The sequence below is a fragment of the Azospirillum largimobile genome (genome assembly GCF_977007025.2).
In genome coordinates, this window is the sequence record NZ_CDRMUA020000004.1 from 165001 (window position 1) to 181927 (window position 16927).

Annotated in this window: 12 protein-coding genes, 1 tRNA gene, 2 rRNA genes and 5 pseudogenes (1 of these 20 cut by a window edge); 10 read left to right on the forward strand and 10 right to left on the reverse strand. The window is 65.0% G+C overall.

The genetic code is table 11. The features are described 5' to 3' along the window. From ACWPKK_RS22235 to ACWPKK_RS22250, 4 genes are all read left to right on the forward strand, one after another. Window positions 1-2104: ribosomal RNA gene (locus ACWPKK_RS22235) — 23S ribosomal RNA — on the forward strand (it extends 643 nt beyond the left edge of the window). A 144-nt stretch (window positions 2105-2248) separates the two neighbouring features. After that, a 5S ribosomal RNA gene (gene rrf, locus ACWPKK_RS22240) occupies window positions 2249-2364 on the forward strand. A gap of 79 nt (window positions 2365-2443) precedes the next feature. Further along, window positions 2444-2520 (forward strand) — tRNA-Met (locus tag ACWPKK_RS22245). A gap of 352 nt (window positions 2521-2872) precedes the next feature. Beyond that, window positions 2873-3064 carry a hypothetical protein gene (locus ACWPKK_RS22250; RefSeq protein ID WP_452008562.1) on the forward strand — a complete coding sequence of 64 codons (192 nt, stop codon included), beginning with the start codon at window positions 2873-2875 and terminating at the stop codon, window positions 3062-3064. Window positions 3065-3118: 54 nt separating this feature from the next. Here the strand turns inward: ACWPKK_RS22250 and ACWPKK_RS22255 are convergent. The 8 genes and pseudogenes from ACWPKK_RS22255 to ACWPKK_RS22290 form a co-directional block, all read right to left on the reverse strand. Beyond that, window positions 3119-4201: pseudogene (locus ACWPKK_RS22255) on the reverse strand (recombinase family protein); the annotation flags it as partial. A gap of 30 nt (window positions 4202-4231) precedes the next feature. Further along, window positions 4232-4474 (reverse strand): hypothetical protein, encoded by a 243-nt coding sequence (locus ACWPKK_RS22260; protein WP_452008565.1) that lies wholly within the window; start codon window positions 4472-4474, stop codon window positions 4232-4234. 242 nt (window positions 4475-4716) lie between these two features. Further along, window positions 4717-5175, reverse strand: a complete 459-nt coding sequence (locus ACWPKK_RS22265) for a hypothetical protein (RefSeq protein ID WP_452008568.1) — start codon at window positions 5173-5175, stop codon at window positions 4717-4719. 181 nt (window positions 5176-5356) lie between these two features. Then, window positions 5357-5851, reverse strand: coding sequence for a hypothetical protein (locus ACWPKK_RS22270; RefSeq protein ID WP_452008571.1), 495 nt, complete (start codon window positions 5849-5851; stop codon window positions 5357-5359). 216 nt (window positions 5852-6067) lie between these two features. Next, complete coding sequence (locus ACWPKK_RS22275; RefSeq protein ID WP_452008574.1) at window positions 6068-6520, reverse strand: hypothetical protein; 453 nt, start codon at window positions 6518-6520, stop codon at window positions 6068-6070. Between the two features lie 293 nt (window positions 6521-6813). Beyond that, window positions 6814-7305 (reverse strand): helix-turn-helix transcriptional regulator, encoded by a 492-nt coding sequence (locus ACWPKK_RS22280; protein WP_452008577.1) that lies wholly within the window; start codon window positions 7303-7305, stop codon window positions 6814-6816. A gap of 305 nt (window positions 7306-7610) precedes the next feature. Continuing rightward, complete coding sequence (locus ACWPKK_RS22285) at window positions 7611-7898, reverse strand: hypothetical protein (RefSeq protein ID WP_452008580.1); 288 nt, start codon at window positions 7896-7898, stop codon at window positions 7611-7613. A 405-nt stretch (window positions 7899-8303) separates the two neighbouring features. Next, on the reverse strand, window positions 8304-9017 hold the full coding sequence (locus ACWPKK_RS22290) for an IS6 family transposase (protein WP_452008583.1): 714 nt from the start codon (window positions 9015-9017) through the stop codon (window positions 8304-8306). Between the two features lie 46 nt (window positions 9018-9063). On the opposite strand from ACWPKK_RS22290, the pseudogene ACWPKK_RS22295 reads away from it, so the two are divergent. The 4 genes and pseudogenes from ACWPKK_RS22295 to ACWPKK_RS22310 all read left to right on the forward strand — a co-directional run. Then, window positions 9064-9678 (forward strand): annotated as a pseudogene (locus ACWPKK_RS22295) (IS6 family transposase); the annotation flags it as partial. An 80-nt stretch (window positions 9679-9758) separates the two neighbouring features. Next, window positions 9759-9986 (forward strand): annotated as a pseudogene (locus ACWPKK_RS22300) ((2Fe-2S)-binding protein); the annotation flags it as partial. Beyond that, a complete protein-coding gene (locus tag ACWPKK_RS22305) occupies window positions 9983-12262 on the forward strand; it encodes a molybdopterin cofactor-binding domain-containing protein (protein ID WP_452008586.1) in 2280 nt (759 codons plus the stop codon). The pseudogene ACWPKK_RS22300 and the gene ACWPKK_RS22305, both read left to right, overlap by 4 nt. Window positions 12263-12289: 27 nt before the next feature. Further along, window positions 12290-13405: an FAD binding domain-containing protein gene (locus ACWPKK_RS22310; protein WP_452008589.1), complete on the forward strand. Its 1116-nt coding sequence runs from the start codon at window positions 12290-12292 to the stop codon at window positions 13403-13405. A gap of 195 nt (window positions 13406-13600) precedes the next feature. On the opposite strand, the pseudogene ACWPKK_RS22315 reads toward ACWPKK_RS22310, so the two are convergent. Together ACWPKK_RS22315 and ACWPKK_RS22320 are read right to left on the reverse strand one after the other, a co-directional pair. Beyond that, window positions 13601-14314, reverse strand: a pseudogene (locus tag ACWPKK_RS22315) (IS6 family transposase). A 166-nt stretch (window positions 14315-14480) separates the two neighbouring features. Next, the gene (locus ACWPKK_RS22320) at window positions 14481-15152 is read right to left on the reverse strand and encodes a hypothetical protein (RefSeq protein WP_452009620.1); all 672 of its coding nucleotides are present in this window, start codon (window positions 15150-15152) and stop codon (window positions 14481-14483) included. Between the two features lie 161 nt (window positions 15153-15313). On the opposite strand from ACWPKK_RS22320, the pseudogene ACWPKK_RS22325 reads away from it, so the two are divergent. Together ACWPKK_RS22325 and ACWPKK_RS22330 are read left to right on the forward strand one after the other, a co-directional pair. Next, window positions 15314-15487 (forward strand): annotated as a pseudogene (locus ACWPKK_RS22325) (IS5/IS1182 family transposase); the annotation flags it as partial. Between the two features lie 266 nt (window positions 15488-15753). Beyond that, window positions 15754-16923, forward strand: a complete 1170-nt coding sequence (locus ACWPKK_RS22330) for a transporter substrate-binding domain-containing protein (protein WP_452008592.1) — start codon at window positions 15754-15756, stop codon at window positions 16921-16923. Window positions 16924-16927 lie beyond the last annotated feature (4 nt).

Consider the following 16927-nt stretch of genomic DNA (forward strand, 5'->3'; position numbering starts at 1 on the left):
TGCATGCTTTAGACCCGAAACCTGATGATCTAGCCATGGGCAGGTTGAAGGTGCGGTAACACGCACTGGAGGACCGAACTCACGCCTGTTGAAAAAGTCGGAGATGACCTGTGGCTAGGGGTGAAAGGCCAATCAAATCAGGAAATAGCTGGTTCTCCGCGAAAGCTATTTAGGTAGCGCGTCGGATATCACCTGCGGGGGTAGAGCACTGGATGGGCTAGGGGGGCGCGAGCCTTACCAAACCTAACCAAACTCCGAATACCGCAGAGTGCAGTCCGGCAGACAGACGGTGGGTGCTAAGGTCCATCGTCGAGAGGGAAACAGCCCAGACCGCCAGCTAAGGTCCCCAAATCACGGCTAAGTGGGAAAGGATGTGGGAAGGCCATGACAACCAGGAGGTTGGCTTAGAAGCAGCCATCCTTTAAAGAAAGCGTAATAGCTCACTGGTCTAGTTAAGCCGGCCTGCGCCGAAAATGTATCGGGGCTCAAGCCGTGTACCGAAGCTGCGGATGTGATCTCATGATCACGTGGTAGCGGAGCGTTCCGTAAGCCTGCGAAGGGTGTCCGTGAGGCCGCCTGGAGGTATCGGAAGTGAGAATGCTGACATGAGTAGCGACAAACAGTGTGAGAAACACTGTCGCCGAAAGTCCAAGGGTTCCTGCGCAAGGTTAATCCACGCAGGGTGAGCCGGCCCCTAAGGCGAGGCCGAAAGGCGTAGTCGATGGGAACCACGTTAATAATCGTGGGCCTGGCGGAGGTGACGGATGGGAAAGCGTGTATGTCCTTATCGGATTGGACATGCTGTGGACCCGTTCCAGGAAATAGCCCCGCCGTATAGACCGTACCCCAAACCGACACAGGTGGACTGGTAGAGTATACCCAGGCGCTTGAGAGAATGGTGTTGAAGGAACTCGGCAAATTGCCCTCGTAACTTCGGAAGAAGAGGGCCCCGTTGTGGCGCAAGCCATGGCGGGGGGCACAGACCAGGGGGTAGCGACTGTTTACTAAAAACACAGGGCTCTGCGAAGCCACACAAGGCGACGTATAGGGTCTGACGCCTGCCCGGTGCCGGAAGGTTAAGAGGAGAGGTGCAAGCCTTGAATTGAAGCCCCGGTAAACGGCGGCCGTAACTATAACGGTCCTAAGGTAGCGAAATTCCTTGTCGGGTAAGTTCCGACCTGCACGAATGGCGTAACGACTTCCCCGCTGTCTCCAACACCAACTCAGCGAAATTGAACTCTCCGTGAAGATGCGGAGTTCCCGCGGTCAGACGGAAAGACCCCGTGCACCTTTACTACAGCTTTGCAGTGGTGCTAGGGACTTCATGTGTAGGATAGGTGGGAGGCTTGGAAGCCTGGGCGCCAGCCCGGGTGGAGCCAACCTTGAAATACCACCCTTGAAGTCTCTGGCATCTAACCGTGGCCCGTGATCCGGGTCCGGGACCCTGCATGGCGGGTAGTTTGACTGGGGCGGTCGCCTCCCAAAGTGTAACGGAGGCGCGCGATGGTGGGCTCAGAGCGGTCGGAAATCGCTCGTCGAGTGCAATGGCATAAGCCCGCCTGACTGCAAGACTGACAAGTCGAGCAGAGACGAAAGTCGGCCATAGTGATCCGGTGGCTCCACGTGGACGGGCCATCGCTCAACGGATAAAAGGTACGCCGGGGATAACAGGCTGATGACTCCCAAGAGTCCATATCGACGGAGTCGTTTGGCACCTCGATGTCGGCTCATCACATCCTGGGGCTGGAGCAGGTCCCAAGGGTTCGGCTGTTCGCCGATTAAAGTGGTACGTGAGCTGGGTTTAGAACGTCGTGAGACAGTTCGGTCCCTATCTGCCGTGGGTGTCGGAGTTTTGCGAGGATCTGTCCCTAGTACGAGAGGACCGGGATGGACATACCTCTGGTGCACCGGTTGTCACGCCAGTGGCATGGCCGGGTAGCTAAGTATGGACGGGATAACCGCTGAAAGCATCTAAGCGGGAAACCCACCTCTAAACCAGAGCTCCCTTGAGAGCCGTGACAGACCATCACGTCGATAGGAGGCATGTGGACGGGCAGCAATGCCTGAAGCTAAGCCTTACTAATCGCTCGATCGGCTTGATCTCGACCCCACATTACCGCGCCATGCGCAGCAGCAAGCCTGCTTGTTAGGCCCTGCTTGACGCAACACCGCCAGTTCGATACATCCTCACCCTCACTTGCACTGAACAGCGATACGCTTCGGAAGCGTCGGTCTTGAGCCTTGGTGACCTGGTGGTCATGGCGAGGTGTCAAACACCCGATCCCATCCCGAACTCGGCCGTGAAAAGCCTCCGCGCCAATGGTACTGCGTCTTAAGACGTGGGAGAGTAGGTCGCCGCCAGGTCACTCAGGCTCAAGAGACGCCAAACCAAAGCAAACACGCTGGCATCGTCACGAAATCCATCACCCCATACCGAGACATCCGCGGGGTGGAGCAGCCCGGTAGCTCGTCAGGCTCATAACCTGAAGGCCGCAGGTTCAAATCCTGCCCCCGCAACCACCATTACCGAACGCACCTGTTCGCGAAGGCCGGCCGCTCCCGCAGCGCCGGCCTTCGGTGCGTTTGCGCCTAGGCCGAGACTGAGCAGCGCCACCAGATCACCCTCCAGCGTGATCTCGACCCCTCGGGCATTGGCTGTGCCGAAGCGCACCGCCACCCGTTCGATCAGCGGGCGCAGCCGGTCGCGTGCTTCGATCCGGTGCTCCGGGTTATCCAGCGTTGCCGCCAAATCGGCGATCCGCTCCCGGTACAGGGCAGCCAAGTTGTTGGGCAGTTCCACAAGCGGTGGGGGAGGGGAGGCCAGTGCCGCTTCCAGTGATTCGGCCTTCCCCTCCAACTCCACCATCAACCGGTGCAGGCGCTCGGTCAGCCGACCCTGGCGGGCGGTGGCATCCAGCCCATCCAGGTCCTGGCGCACCTTCCTCAATTCGGCTTCCATCCGCCTCTGTTCAGCGGTCTGATCCTGCCCATCCGTCCGAACCGCCTCGCGAAAGGCGGCGATGAAGGCCGCCACCATGTCCTCCTGCATCAGCCGATCGCGTAGGGCGTTCAGCACCGTGTCCTCCAGCACACTCCGTCGGACGCTGCCCTGATTGGCGCAGGAGGTGGGCGAGAGCTTGGCGGTGGTGCAGGCGAGATAATCACGGCCGGCGTTGCTGAGCGACGTGCCGCAGCCGGCGCAGACCGCGAGGCCGGTGAGCAGATGCTGGCGGCGGTGCTCCCACGGACGCACATCGCGGATCGCGCTGGATGCTGCGCCATTCCGGATAGTCAGCAGCCGCTGCCGCACTCGGTCCCATAGGTCCTGCGGTACGATGGCCAGTTCCGGCCAGGGGACGCGTACCCAATCGGACTCGTCGTTGAGGCTGGCGACGCGCTTGGCATCGTCGGCCGGGTTGCGGCTGAAGCTTTGACGATTGAACACCAGCACGCCGGTGTAGAGCGCGTTGCGCAGAATGCCGCTCGCCCGCTCACAATGGCCGCGGATGGTGGTGTCGCGCCAGATGCCGCCGCGCGGGCCGGGGACGCGACGCTCGTTCAGGTCGCGGGCGATCTGCTTGGGGCTGCGGCCACCGGCGAAAGCGATGAAGATGTCGCGGACCACCGCCGCCTGCTCTTCGACGATCTCCCAGTGCCGGTCGACCAAGGTTCCGTCGTCCGCATAAACCTTGACGACCCGGTAGCCGTAGGCGAGTCCGGCGATGATCTCGCCCCTGCGGACCTTATCGAGGATCGAGCGCCGGGTTTTGAATGAAACGGCCTCGAGGTAGAGGGCGTTGGAGATGCCGCTGACCGCGACGTGGATGTTGCTGACCTCACCCTCGGCCAAGGTGACGAGACGGACGCCCCGGTGCTTGAGCCGTTTGAAGAGGGCATAGCTCTCTTCCGGGTCACGGGTGAGGCGGTCGAGTGCCTCGGCGAAAACGATGTCCACCTCCCCAGCATCGACGACGCGCAGCATGGCCTGATAGCCATCCCGCGCTTTGGTGGCCCCGCTGATCATCGCGTCGGTGAATTCACCGGCTACCTCCCATCCCTTGGAGGCAGCGAAGTCGCGGCAGAGCGCCAATTGGGCGTAGATGGAGGAGGGGTCCTGCTTTTGGTCCGAGTAACGGGCGTAGATCACCACCCGGTCACCGATGGTGCCGTTGCACCGGCCGGAATTCGGCTTGCGTCTCATGAAGGCGTGTCCTTTCAGGGGCGAGGGAGGTCAGGAGGGTGTCGCGGCGAGGACGCCGATCATGATCGTCAGACAGACCAAGGCGATCAGCAGCAGCAGCCGGAGGTGGGTGACGCCGCGGGAGGAGCGGCGGAAGCGACGGGCTTCGGTCCGGGCGATCAACATCACCAGGTCCAGCAAGGTCTCCTCGACCTGCTGAAGGCGGTTGTCGGGTTCCGATCGCTTGGTGGAGGCGGGAGCGGCGGGGTCGGTCTTGCTGAGGGACACGGGCATGGAACGCTCCTGCGATGGCGGATCGGAAACCAATCCGATCCGGCTGCAGGACAGCGTGCCGCACCCGCCCTCCTCATGGTCTCCGCGTTCGCCTCGGAGGAACGTCCGAACGCAATAAAGATGTTGACGCCGCTGAAAAGGCCGGTCGTTGGCGTGTTCGTTCCCCCTCACCAGCCGGGATCGTGCGACAACAGCATCATGATGCCGGCCCAGCCGGACTGTCTGGTGCCGGACGCAGCCGTTCATGAGGTCCGGTCGAGCCAGTCCAACTGGCCGGCGACTGCTTCGTCGTTCAGTCCAGCGGCGGCAAGCAGGCCGGCCAATCGCATGCGTCCGTGAGCACTATGGGTCAGCTCAAGGATCCGCCTGGCCTGCCGCTCAGCGGCCAGCTGCGACAGGCTGATGTCCACCTCCCCGAACCCGGCGGCCGCGAGTGCTGTGCGAATGTCCTGGAATACAGCAGCGACACGGGGCGGATAGGTCAGAGGATCGGGGGCGGTGGTGCTGTAAGTGACGACGACCTTACCGAAGCGGATGATCCTCCATGGCAGAATGCAGGGAAAGGGCGCGTCATCGATCCGAACCCACAAGCGGCCATCCTCGACATGCGGGCTGATAGCGACGATGAAACCCTGCGGGACCACGGCCTGGACGACGCGGAGAGCCGCTTCCCGATCCGCGGCGGTGTAACAGCGGGCCATTCTGGCGCCTCCCTATTTGACTCTACGCCCCCGGCGCGGCCAGCGAGGTGGAAGCAGGGTCAAATTCGCGGCGGGGGCGAGAAATTGTCGCCGCCGTCGCAGGAAGGAGCTTGGGTCCTGGCAGCCCGCAGGATCGGGATGTGGCATGGTTGGGTGGTCCATCGTTTGGCTACCCCTTGTTCTATTCGTGTAGGCTGAGCGTGGCGGTCGATACCGTGACGGCTCGGCCCTCCTCGTCACGGCGGATCGCCTGCTGGACGTCGACCTTCATCGTCAGGCTGACGCTGCGGGCCACGGTCATCGCCCACTCGAGGAACTCCGCGGCATCCGCCAAGTGGCGGCGCATCTGCGTGTAACAGTCGCATTGGCTCCCCAGCGGCTGCCATGGCCGCGGCGCGTCTCGCCGGGCCGCGACGATCAGGAGGTGGGCGCTATCGAGCGCCTCGGCGATCACTCCGAGGGCGCAACGGTTATCGTCATCACCGACCTGATCACGCCAAACCGCCAGGTCGGCGGTCACGACGGGGACAAGGTCGCAAGTCTCAGTGACCAGTTTTGCCCGGCGTGTGGGGTTCGTTTTTAAGAGCTGCGCCTCCAAAGCATTAATGGTGCCAGGGAGGGGATCGGCGATCACCGCGGTTTTGCTCGGCGGGGTCGTGAGATCGGTCGATGTCATGAGAAACCTCTGGAGCTGGAATGGAATGGTATGGAAGGGGATAATGGGCCGGTGTTGGATGCCGGTGCCGACCAGCCGCAAGGTTCCGCCGACTGTGCGTCATGGCGGAGCAACATCGCGGTCCCGCACTTAGCCGTTGCAAGAACCGCCGAACTGGTCGCGTCGCGTGCGACGACCACCACATGGTTGGCTTCTATTGAGGGGTGCAGCCGCCGGTCATTGGGTTCGATCGAGCCAGTCAAGTTGTGCGGAGATAGCCTCTTCGTCCAACCCGGCTGCGCCAAGCAGCTTGGCCAGCGCCATCAGTCCGTGGGCGCTCTGGCTCAAAGCAAGGATTTGGGCAGCCTGCCGTTCCGCAGCGGCCTGAGACAGGCTGATGTCCGCCTCCCCGATCCCGGCGGCGGTGAGTGTCACGCGGATGCTCTGGATCACCGCGGCGACACGGGGCGGGTAAGTCAGAGTGTCGGGTCCGACGCTGTAGCTGAGGAAGGTTCCCCAGCGGATTATCCGCCGAGGCAAGAAGGCGGGGAAGGGCGCGTCATCGATCCTAATCCACAATTTGCCGCCCTCGACATGAGGGCCAATGCCGACAGTAAAGCCTTTCGGCACCTTGGCCAGTACGATGCGGAGGGCCATCTCCCTGTCGGCGGCGGTGTGGCTCCTGGCCATGGACCGGGCGCTCCCTCTTCTGTTGGTTTTGCATCGCCCCCGGTTCGGCCAGCGGGGAGGCAGCAGCGTCAGATACGTGTCCAGGTCGAGATAGTGTGGCCGTCGCCGCATAATTGTGATGTGGCAGCGGCGGCACAGTGTGTAGCTTTCGGGATCGCCGGGCGGCCCGACAAGGAGCCAGTTGTCCAGACCGCTACGGTCCTGATCGTGCCAGATGCCGCACCGAGCGCATCGACAAGAATCGGCGATCGATGGCACATGTTTCATCACGGATGGCTTCGTCCGGCGCGTCCTCATGGGCATTTTCCCCGCTCTTCGACGGCACAATCCATGCAAGTTGAAGAACCGAACTCTGGAAGCAAACGTGCGACCGCCATCGCCCTGTTGCTGACGCCGAGAGTCCGATAGACCGCGGTAAGATGTATCTTGACGGTTCCTTCGCTCATCCCAAGGGTGGCGGCGATGATCTTGTTGCTGTGGCCGCGTGCAAGTTCTGCGGCAACCTCCCGCTGTCTTGCCGTCAGAGTGAGAGCAGGGGCCGGTATGCTGTGAAATACCTTGTTTTTATCTGGATTGATTGCCGCTGCTGCTGGCCAACAGCTGCAGCCGGCAAGAGCCAGCTGGATCATGCTGGCGCACAGTTCCGTCGTTTCCGCCCCGGTCAGCAGCCCGTGGGCACCGGCGGCTCGCAACTCCGCCAGTCTGCTGGGTCCGCACACCCCGGCAGCAAGGAGAACTCTGGCCTGTCTTCGCTCGACCAGCGCCGCCACCGGCTCGATGGTCAAGCCAGGCGTGCCGGTATGCACCACAAGGAGATCCGTTCGCGGTCCGGACATCGCTGCGTCGATGCTACCGTGAGCTTCGATGGAGCCAATGGAATGGACTCGGCCGAGAAGGCTGACCAGGCCCCGCAGGGCAAACCGGTCGCCAGCGACAATGACCGCAGTCGTTCGCGTCGGCGATGCGCAATCCTGGGGAGCAAGTGGCGTTGTGTTGGCTGGGGTGGGGGGACTGAGATCTGTGTCGGGCATCGCTACCTCATTTCGAACGGGAATTGACTCAATGGCAGGTGTGGGAAGAGTGGAGCAGGTCAGTCGGCGCCGTGCGGCGCGTCATCCGTGCCGTCGATCCGGGCGATCAGGTCGTGGGCTTGGTGGATCAGCCAGACCGGCGCGTAGCCGGGGTCATCGTCGGCGCGGTCGATAAGGGCCGCCGCTTGTGCCCGCGCGATGTCGACGTCTCCGGCCGCATGGTGGTGGAGTGCCGCACGCAACAGCAGGTCGGGGCGGCCGGTCGCGGCGCAGTCGCGCTCAGCACGTTCGGCGATCCGACGCAGTCGGGCAATGCGGGCCGCGGCGGGTTCTACGGGCGGTTGCATGAATTTCATGGAATGGGTCCGGTATGATCGACGGGATGGCGTCCGGATGGACCGCGGCGCCGCATAGGGCGGCCGCGGTCCGGCCGGATGCCATCCACGCTCCTCGGTAGTGGTCATCATCTCCGGTTCAGGAGGTCGGATGGACATTGGCGCTGTTTCCCACCAGTCCGCCCGCGTACACGCGGGTGGGTGGTCGTGGGGGCCGGCTCCCGCCGGTCGTGCGGCGGTTCAGCCGCCGATGGCGGCGACCATCCCGCGCAGGCGCTTCACCGGTTTCGGAAAGCCGTCGGTTCACACCAGTGGATCGGTTGCCACACCTTACGATCGGCACCGTCAACTCGTTGGCACCTGCGAAGGTGGCGGGCGCGGTTTGGTTTGACCAGGAATATGCGACGGGTGGGGTGATTACGCGGCCAAGGGTGCGCCGGCCACCTCGGCCCAGGCGGCGAAGGCCTGAGCGCGGGCGGCGCGGTACTCGGAGGCGGTGAGGTGATCGCGGTGGAGGTGGACGAGGTTGTTGATCGGGTCGTGAATGGAGAGGAACCGCTGGACCTGCCGGGGTGATTTGAAGCGTTTCATCTGCCGCTCACGTCGTCGTGTCGGCTGATGGGAGTTCTCGGCCCGATTGTTGAGGCCCTTGTGCTGGCGGTGCTCGCAGCCCAGCTTCAGGTCCCTCTTGGCCCCGGCGTATGATTTCAGCTTGTCGGTGATCAGCACCCGCGGCGCCCGAGCTTGCTTCTTGAGCAGCTTGCGCAGCAGACGCTTGGCGGCCTTCTTGTCGCGCCGGCTCTGCACGAGCACGTCGAGGACGAAACCGTCCTGATCGACGGCGCGCCACAGGTAGTGCTTCTTGCCGGCAATGCTGATGACGACTTCATCCAAATGCCACTTGTCGCCACGGGCGAGGCGGCGCTGGCGGATGCGGGAGGCGATCTCCCGGCCGAACTTCAGGCCCCACTGGCGCACGGTTTCGTGGCTGACGGTGATGCCGCGCAGCGCCAGCATCTCCTCCACCATGCGCAAGCTCAGCGGAAAGCGGAAGTACAGGTACACCGCGTAGCTGATCACCTCACCAGGGAACCGATAGCCGGCGTACATCGGGTCGGGGCGCGTCGTCATCCCAGCCCTATACCGTCACCGCGCCCGCCCCGCCAAGCCAACTTGACGATGCCTGGAGGAGATGCTGGCGCTGCGCGGCATCACCGTCAGCCACGAAACCGTGCGCCAGTGGGGCCTGAAGTTCGGCCGGGAGATCGCCTCCCGCATCCGCCAGCGCCGCCTCGCCCGTGGCGACAAGTGGCATTTGGATGAAGTCGTCATCAGCATTGCCGGCAAGAAGCACTACCTGTGGCGCGCCGTCGATCAGGACGGTTTCGTCCTCGACGTGCTCGTGCAGAGCCGGCGCGACAAGAAGGCCGCCAAGCGTCTGCTGCGCAAGCTGCTCAAGAAGCAAGCTCGGGCGCCGCGGGTGCTGATCACCGACAAGCTGAAATCATACGCCGGGGCCAAGAGGGACCTGAAGCTGGGCTGCGAGCACCGCCAGCACAAGGGCCTCAACAATCGGGCCGAGAACTCCCATCAGCCGACACGACGACGTGAGCGGCAGATGAAACGCTTCAAATCACCCCGGCAGGTCCAGCGGTTCCTCTCCATTCACGACCCGATCAACAACCTCGTCCACCTCCACCGCGATCACCTCACCGCCTCCGAGTACCGCGCCGCCCGCGCTCAGGCCTTCGCCGCCTGGGCCGAGGTGGCCGGCGCACCCTTGGCCGCGTAATCACCCCACCCGTCGCATATTCCTGGTCAAACCAAACCGCGCCCGCCACCTTCGCAGGTGCCAACGAGTTGACGGTGCCGGCGTTCGAGAAGGAACAGGCGGCCCAGTGCGGCTACTGCATCGCCGGAATGCTGATGCGCGCCCAGGCCCTGCTGGACCGCAATCCCGATCCGGACGAGGCGCAGATCCGCGCCCACATGCAGACCAACCTCTGCCGCTGCGGCACCCACATGCGCATCCTGCGCGCCATCCGCCGCGCCGTCGCCATGCGCAAGGGCGTCCAGTCGGCGCAGGAGGTGCGGCCATGAGTCCCGTCCTACCGCCCCTCTCCCGCCGCGGCTTCCTGACCGGCGGCGCCCTGGTGGTGTCCTTCGCCGTCGCGCCCAAGGCCTTCGCCCAACTCGCCGGCGGCGGCGAGGGTGGCACCGGCCCGGCCATCGTGGCGCCCGACCTGAAGGGCAGCCTGAAATCCACCCCCTGGCTCGACGCCTGGATCCGCATCGACGCCGATGGCCGGATCACCGTCTTCACCGGCAAGGTGGAGTTGGGCCAGGGCATCCGCACCGCGCTGATCCAGGTCGCGGCGGAGGAACTGGACGTCCCGCCCGCCGCCGTCACCCTGGTCACCGCCGACACCGAACGCACGCCGGACGAGGGGCTGACCGCCGGCAGCCATTCGATGCAGGACAGCGGCACCGCGATCCAGAACGCCGCCGCCACTGTGCGTATGCTGCTGGCGGCCGAGGCGGCGCGGGGTTGGGGACTGCCGGCCGACCGGGTGGCCACCGGCGGCGACGGCAGGCTGCGCGCGCCGGACGGCCGGACCCTGCCCTATGGCGAAGTCGCGGCACGGCTGTCGCTGCATGTGCAGGCGGTGCCGGATGCACCGCTGCGCCAGCCGTCGGACTACCGCTCGCTGGGCCGGGCGCTGCCGCGGGTGGACATCCCGGCGAAGCTGACCGGCAGTGCCGCCTATCTGCACGACATGCGCCTGCCCGGCATGTTGCATGCCCGCGTCGTCCGCGGTCCCAGCGTCGGCACCAGCCTGCTATCGCCCGATCTGGACGCCGTCGTCCGCATGCCGGGCGTGGTGAAGATCGTCCGGCAGGGCGGCTTCCTGGCGGTGGTGGCGGAGCGGCAATGGACGGCGATCCAGGCTTTGCGCCACCTGCAGCGGGCGGCCTATGCCCGAACACAGTCGCCGCTGCCGACCCCATTGCCGACGGACGGCACCGGCGACGCAGTGGCGGCGACGCTGAAGGCGCTGCCGGCCCGCGACATCCCGATCATGGACACCAGCGACCCGGTGGGACCAGCCGCCCGCAGTGTGAAGGCGCGCTACACCCGCCCCTGGATCAGCCATGGCTCCATCGGTCCGTCCTGCGCCATCGCGCAGTATGTGGACGGCACGATGACGGTCTGGACCCACAGCCAGGGCACCTTCGACGTGCATCGCGTCGTCGCCGAACTGCTCGGCCTGCCGCCGGAGAAGGTCCATGCCATCCATGCGGAGGGTGCCGGCTGCTACGGCCAGAATGGCGCCGACGACGTGGCGGCGGATGCGGCGGTCATCGCCAAGACCCTGCCCGGCCGGCCGATCCGCCTGCAATGGATGCGCGAGCAGGAGTTCGGCTGGGAACCGCTCGGCCCCGGCATGATGACGGAGCTGGAGGCGTCGCTGGGCGTCGACAACCGCATCGTATCGTGGCGCCATGCGGTCTGGAGCAACCCGCACAACAACCGGCCGGTCGGAGTTGGCGGCGTGCTGGCCGGCGGGGAGGCCGACCCGCCCTTTCCCGCCCCGGAAGGCAAGCCGATCCCGATGCCGGAGGGCGACGGCAGCCGCAACTCCAACCCGCTCTACAGCTTCGCCAACACCCATGTCGTCTATCATTTCCTGAAGGACATGCCGGCGCGCGTCTCCGCCCTGCGGTCGCTGGGCGCGCATCTGAACGTCTTTTCCATCGAATGCATGCTGGACGAGCTGGCAGGCGGGGCCGGGATCGACCCGCTGGCGCTCCGCCTTGACCATATGAAGGACGAGCGGGCACGCGACGTGATGCAGGCGGCGGCCGACCGCTTCGGCTGGCGGGAAAGACCGAAGGGAGATGGCCGGCGCGGCTGTGGCATGGCCTTCGCCCGCTACAAGAATCTGGGCGCCTATTGCGCGGTGGCGATGGAGGTGGAGGTCGACCGCGAGACCGGCCGGACGCTGGTCCGCCGCGCCGTCGCCGCGGTCGATTGCGGCCAGCCCGCCAACCCCGACGGCGTGCGCAACCAGATCGAGGGCGGGCTGGGGCAGTCGCTGAGCTGGACCGGGCATGAGGCGGTGCGCTTCGCCGCCGACCGCCGCGCCAGCTTCGACTGGAGCAGCTACCCGATCCTGCGCTTCGACAGCGTGCCGGGCTCGGTCGAGGTGGTGGTGATGGACCGCCCCGGCGCTCCCTTCCTCGGCACTGCTGAAGCGGCGCAGGGGCCGTCCGCCGCCGCCCTGGCCAACGCCATCGCCGACGCCACCGGAGTGCGCCTGCGCGACATGCCGCTCAGCCCCGAACGGCTCAAGGCCGCGCTCGGTCCCGTTTGACCGGGCGCTATATTAAGGGAAAAAGCCATGAAGACTTTGCGTGTGAGGATCGTCGGCGGTTCCGTCGGCGGTCTGTTCGCCGCCGCCCTGCTGCGGCAGGAGGGGCACGACGTCCGCCTCTATGAACGCTCCAGCGGCGGGCTCGCTGGTCGCGGTGCCGGGCTGGTGGCGCAGCGCGAGCTGTTCGCCCTGCTGCGCGCCGTGGGGTGCGAGCATGTGGCCCATGTCGGCGTCGTCGCCCGCGAGCGCATCTTCCTCGACCGCGCCGGCGAAATCCGCCACCGGCAGGCGATGCCGCAGATGCAGATCTCCTGGGACCATCTGTACGCCACGATGCGCAGCAAGGTGCCGGACGAGTCCTACGCGCTCGGCCGCACCGTCCTAGGGGTGGAGCAGGATGACACGTCCGCCGGCCTGCGCTTCGACGACGGCAGCCGGGAGGAGGCCGATCTGGTTATCGGCGCCGACGGGCTGGGTTCCATCGTCCGTTGCGCCGTGGCGGGCAAGCGGTCCGCCAACACTTATGCCGGCTATGTCGCTTGGCGCGGGCTGGTGCCGGAACGCACCCTGCCGGCGGAATCCGCCATCCTGCTGGACCGCTTCGCCTTCTACGACATGCCGCGGTCCCATACGCTGGGCTATCTGGTGACCGGCCCGGCTGCGGAAACGGAGGTCGGAGCCCGACGCTACAACTGGGTCTGGTACAGACGGGTGGAGGCGGCCGATCTGCCGGCGGTGCTGACGGATGCGGATGGACGCCGCCATTCCTTCTCGCTGGCGCCGGGCCAAGTGCCGCAGGCGGCGGCCGATCGGCTGCGGCGGGACGCGGCCGACCTGCTGCCGCCCCCCTTATCGGCGGCGGTCGCGGCGGAGCCCCGGCCCTTCCTGCAGGCCATCTTCGATTACGAGGCGCCGGCCATGGCGAAGGGCCGGGTGGCGCTGCTGGGGGACGCCGCCTTCGTCGTGCGCCCGCACACCGCCATGGGCGTGGCCAAGGCGGCAGGCGACGCCATGGCGCTTGCCCGACAGCTGTCCGCCCACGGCGAGGTGGAGGCCGCCCTGCAGGCCTATCACGAGGAACGCCACCCCGCCGGCACCGCCATCGCCGCCTACGGGCGCCGCCTGGGCGCCATGCTGGAGTGAGCATCATACCAACGAATAGCGGCCGCAAGACCATGGCTGGGGTCGGGCGAAACGAGCGTCCGATTCAGCGGCGCCCCACCGGATTCAAATTCCTTGCATACCGTTCCATGCAGGGAGTCACCCGATGCTTCAGCCCGCCAGCCGGTCCCGTTGCAAAGTCTGGCCGGGGGTGATTGCACCCCGGGTTCGGCACCTTTAGGCAGCAACTCCGAACAGAGCGGCGACAAAGGCGGCTTGGGCCGGCATGTCATTGGCGGGAATGGCGGCGACCTGCCCTTTGCACACCATCACCATGATCTCGTAGCCCGCGATCGTCCAACGCGCGCTGTAGAAATTTTGGAACCCGAGCCCGGACCGGACCAGCCGTTTGATCCGTCGGTGACCCTGTTCAACAATATTATTGAGGTACTTGAATTGGCGCAGCTTGGTGAAGCGCCACAGCTCGCCTCCCTTCTTCATTATCTTGGACGCACTCGGGTAGGCAGCGTTCTTGTCCACCGTGAGGGTGCGCGGGTTCACGGTGTGCGCCTGCTACAGCGCCTTGCGGAAGAAGCGCCGGGCGGCCGCGGCATCGCGCTTGACGCTGAGCAGGAAGTCAATGGTGTGCCCGCGCGCATCGACGGCGCGGTACAGAGACATCCAGCGCCCCTTCACCTTGATGTAGGTCTCGTCTACCCGCCAGGAGCCGGTGGTCCGCCGCAGGTGTAGGCGCAGGCGCTTGTCCAGTTCAGGCGCGTAAGCCTGGATCCAGCGGTAGAGCGTGGTGTGCTCGACCGTCACGCCGCGGTCGGCCAGCATGCGTTCGAGGTCACGGTAGCTGATCGGAAATTGCAGGTACCAGCGCACCGCCCACAGGATCACCTCCGCTGTGAACTGCCGGCCCTTGAACAGGCTCTTCCCGCTGCGCATCACTGTCTCACCCCGGCCGCTGAAAGGGGCCGGGGTTTTACCCGATCTCCGCCCGCCGGCAAAGTTTGCAACAGAACCGATCCAAGGCCACCTCCTCTTTGGCAGCCTTGAATCAGATTTCAGAAGCCAGGGGAATCCCCTTTCGTTCCTCGAATGTCAACGGGCCCTAGTTCGCCGCAAAGCAGTAGAGCAGCCCAGCACCGCCAGTGCCTTTCAGCGCATCCTGGCTGCAGCCGCCGCGGGAGGCATGCGACGAGTTCCAAGACTTCGCCGGCGGCTCCTCATTCAGACCGATGCGGTCATGATGACCAACCATGGCAGCACCCTCGGCGCCGCTCCTGGTCCAGTTGCCGCAGGTCATGTCCTGCCCGGTGGGAAAGGCGGTGCCGTCCGGCTGCGACCCGGTCAGGATGTCGTGCGTGTTGGGCTGGTCGCCGCGGCCGTTGATCGTTTCACCCTTCTCGTTCAATGCAGTCTGCTTGTTCAGGCTGTTGGTTCCGTGCAACTCCTCAATCGTGCGGGCGATCACCTCCCCCTTGGCGTTCTGCCAGGGACCCCTTCCGATGCGGTCACGCGCGTTGACCGCCGGCTGGCTATCGGCGGCTTGGGTGCTGAGATAGGCGCGCCATATGCGGTTGCCGGCGCCGGCAGCCTGGGCGAGCCGCTGACAATGTTGGTCGGCGCCAACCAATCCGCCGAGATCGGCCCCCTTGCCGGCGCCGACGCTGGTGATGAAGAAGGTCATGGTAGAAGAGTGGGCCTGCTGCGCCGACGCGGCAGCGGGAACCGCCAACAGAAAAGTGGCCGCCGCCACGATCCGGAAGCTCGCACTGATCATGGGTTTCCTCCGTTGCTGTTGATTGTGTCGCCAGGATGCACTGTGCTGGCCGAGCCAATAGGAGGAAGACGCTTCGGCAGGGCGTTTCATTCCCATGACGTCGGTGTGAAAATCGCGTGGTCTGTGATCGAGGCGAACTGCATGTAAGGGATCGGCCTCTGATGGAGTCCTGGGTGGCTGACGACGCGGCACTGTGTAGGCGCGGTAACCTGACGATCTGGGTGAAGCCCGAGGAGATCACCGCCTGGACACCGTTCGCGCCTGGACTTCGGCCGACCATGGCGGCGCAGGCAGAAGGCCTGATGTGTTCCCTCATGCGCCTGCTCGGCCTTGAGTTCGGAACCCGCAGGCCCCCATAAAACAGGAGTCGCCAAACCATCCGTCCTTGTCATAGTATACATCCCATATCTGTCCTACGTCACGCTAGGGGCGCCGCTGGATTTCAGCAGGTGCTCGACGTGATGGAACGGGCCGGAGCAATGGCGCTCCAATCAGGGTCGGCCGCCCTGATTGGGGCTTTTTTGTTTGAGTTTCCACCGGAATGCCACCGGATAGCCAAGGCTAGGATTAGGGCGTTAGCGCGACGAAGAGGTGGATGCAGATGGATTGTACCCCCAAGACCGCTGAACCGTGGCGGGTCGGCGTATTGTTCTCGCAGACCGGGGTGACGGCCGGGATCGAACGCACCCAGCTCCAGGGCACCCTGATGGCAATCGAGGAGATCAATGCCGGTGGTGGGGTCAACGGTCGGGAGATCCTGCCGATCGTCTGCGATCCGCGGTCCGATCCGGCGCTGTTCGCCGCTCTTGCCGAGCGGCTGATGACCGAGGAGCGGGTCAGCGTCATTTTCGGCTGCTACATGTCGAGCACGCGCAAAGCGATCCTGCCGGTGGTGGAGCGGCGCAACGGGCTGCTGCTTTATTCGACCCTTTACGAGGGATTCGAGTGCTCACGCAACGTCGTCTATACCGGCGCCGCACCCAACCAGAACGGCCGGCAACTGGCCGATTATTTGACGCGGGAGTACGGCAGCCGCGTCTACATGGTGGGGTCGGACTACATCTATCCCTATGAATCCAGCCGGATCATGAGGGAACTGGTGCTCCAGCGTTCAGGCAAGATCCTCGCGGAGAAGTACCTGCCGCTGAATGCGACGCAGAAGGCGTTCGCCCCGGTCATCCGCGACATCCGGCGCAAAGAGCCAGACTTCATCTTCTCCACGGTGGTCGGCGCCGCCACCGCCCACCTCTACCACGCCTATGCCGAGGCAGGGTTCGATCCGGCACGGATGCCGATTGCCAGCCTGACCACCAGCGAGGCGGAAATCAGCGACATCGGCGTCGCCGCCTCGCGCGGGCACGTCACCGCCGCTCCCTATTTCGATTCCATCGATAGCGAGGCGAACCGCCGCTTCGTCGCGCGCTACCGCGATCGGTTCGGGGTGCATGAGCGGACCAATGCATCGTGCGAGGCCGCCTATTTCCAGGTCCACCTGTTCGCCCAGGCTTTGCGCATCGCCAACTGCATGGACACCGACCGGCTGCGCGACGCCATCTTCGGGCAGGAGTTCGATGCGCCCCAGGGGCGTGTGCGGATCGATCCCGACAACAACCACACCTACCTTTGGCCGCGCGTCGGCCGGGTCAATGCGGCCGGCCAGTTCGAGATCGTCGCGGAATCGCCGGTGGCGATGAAGCCCGATCCTTATCTGGTGGATCACAACGTTGCCGACGACGCGGACATCCGCTGGCGGCGGCAGGCCACGGTCTGACTGC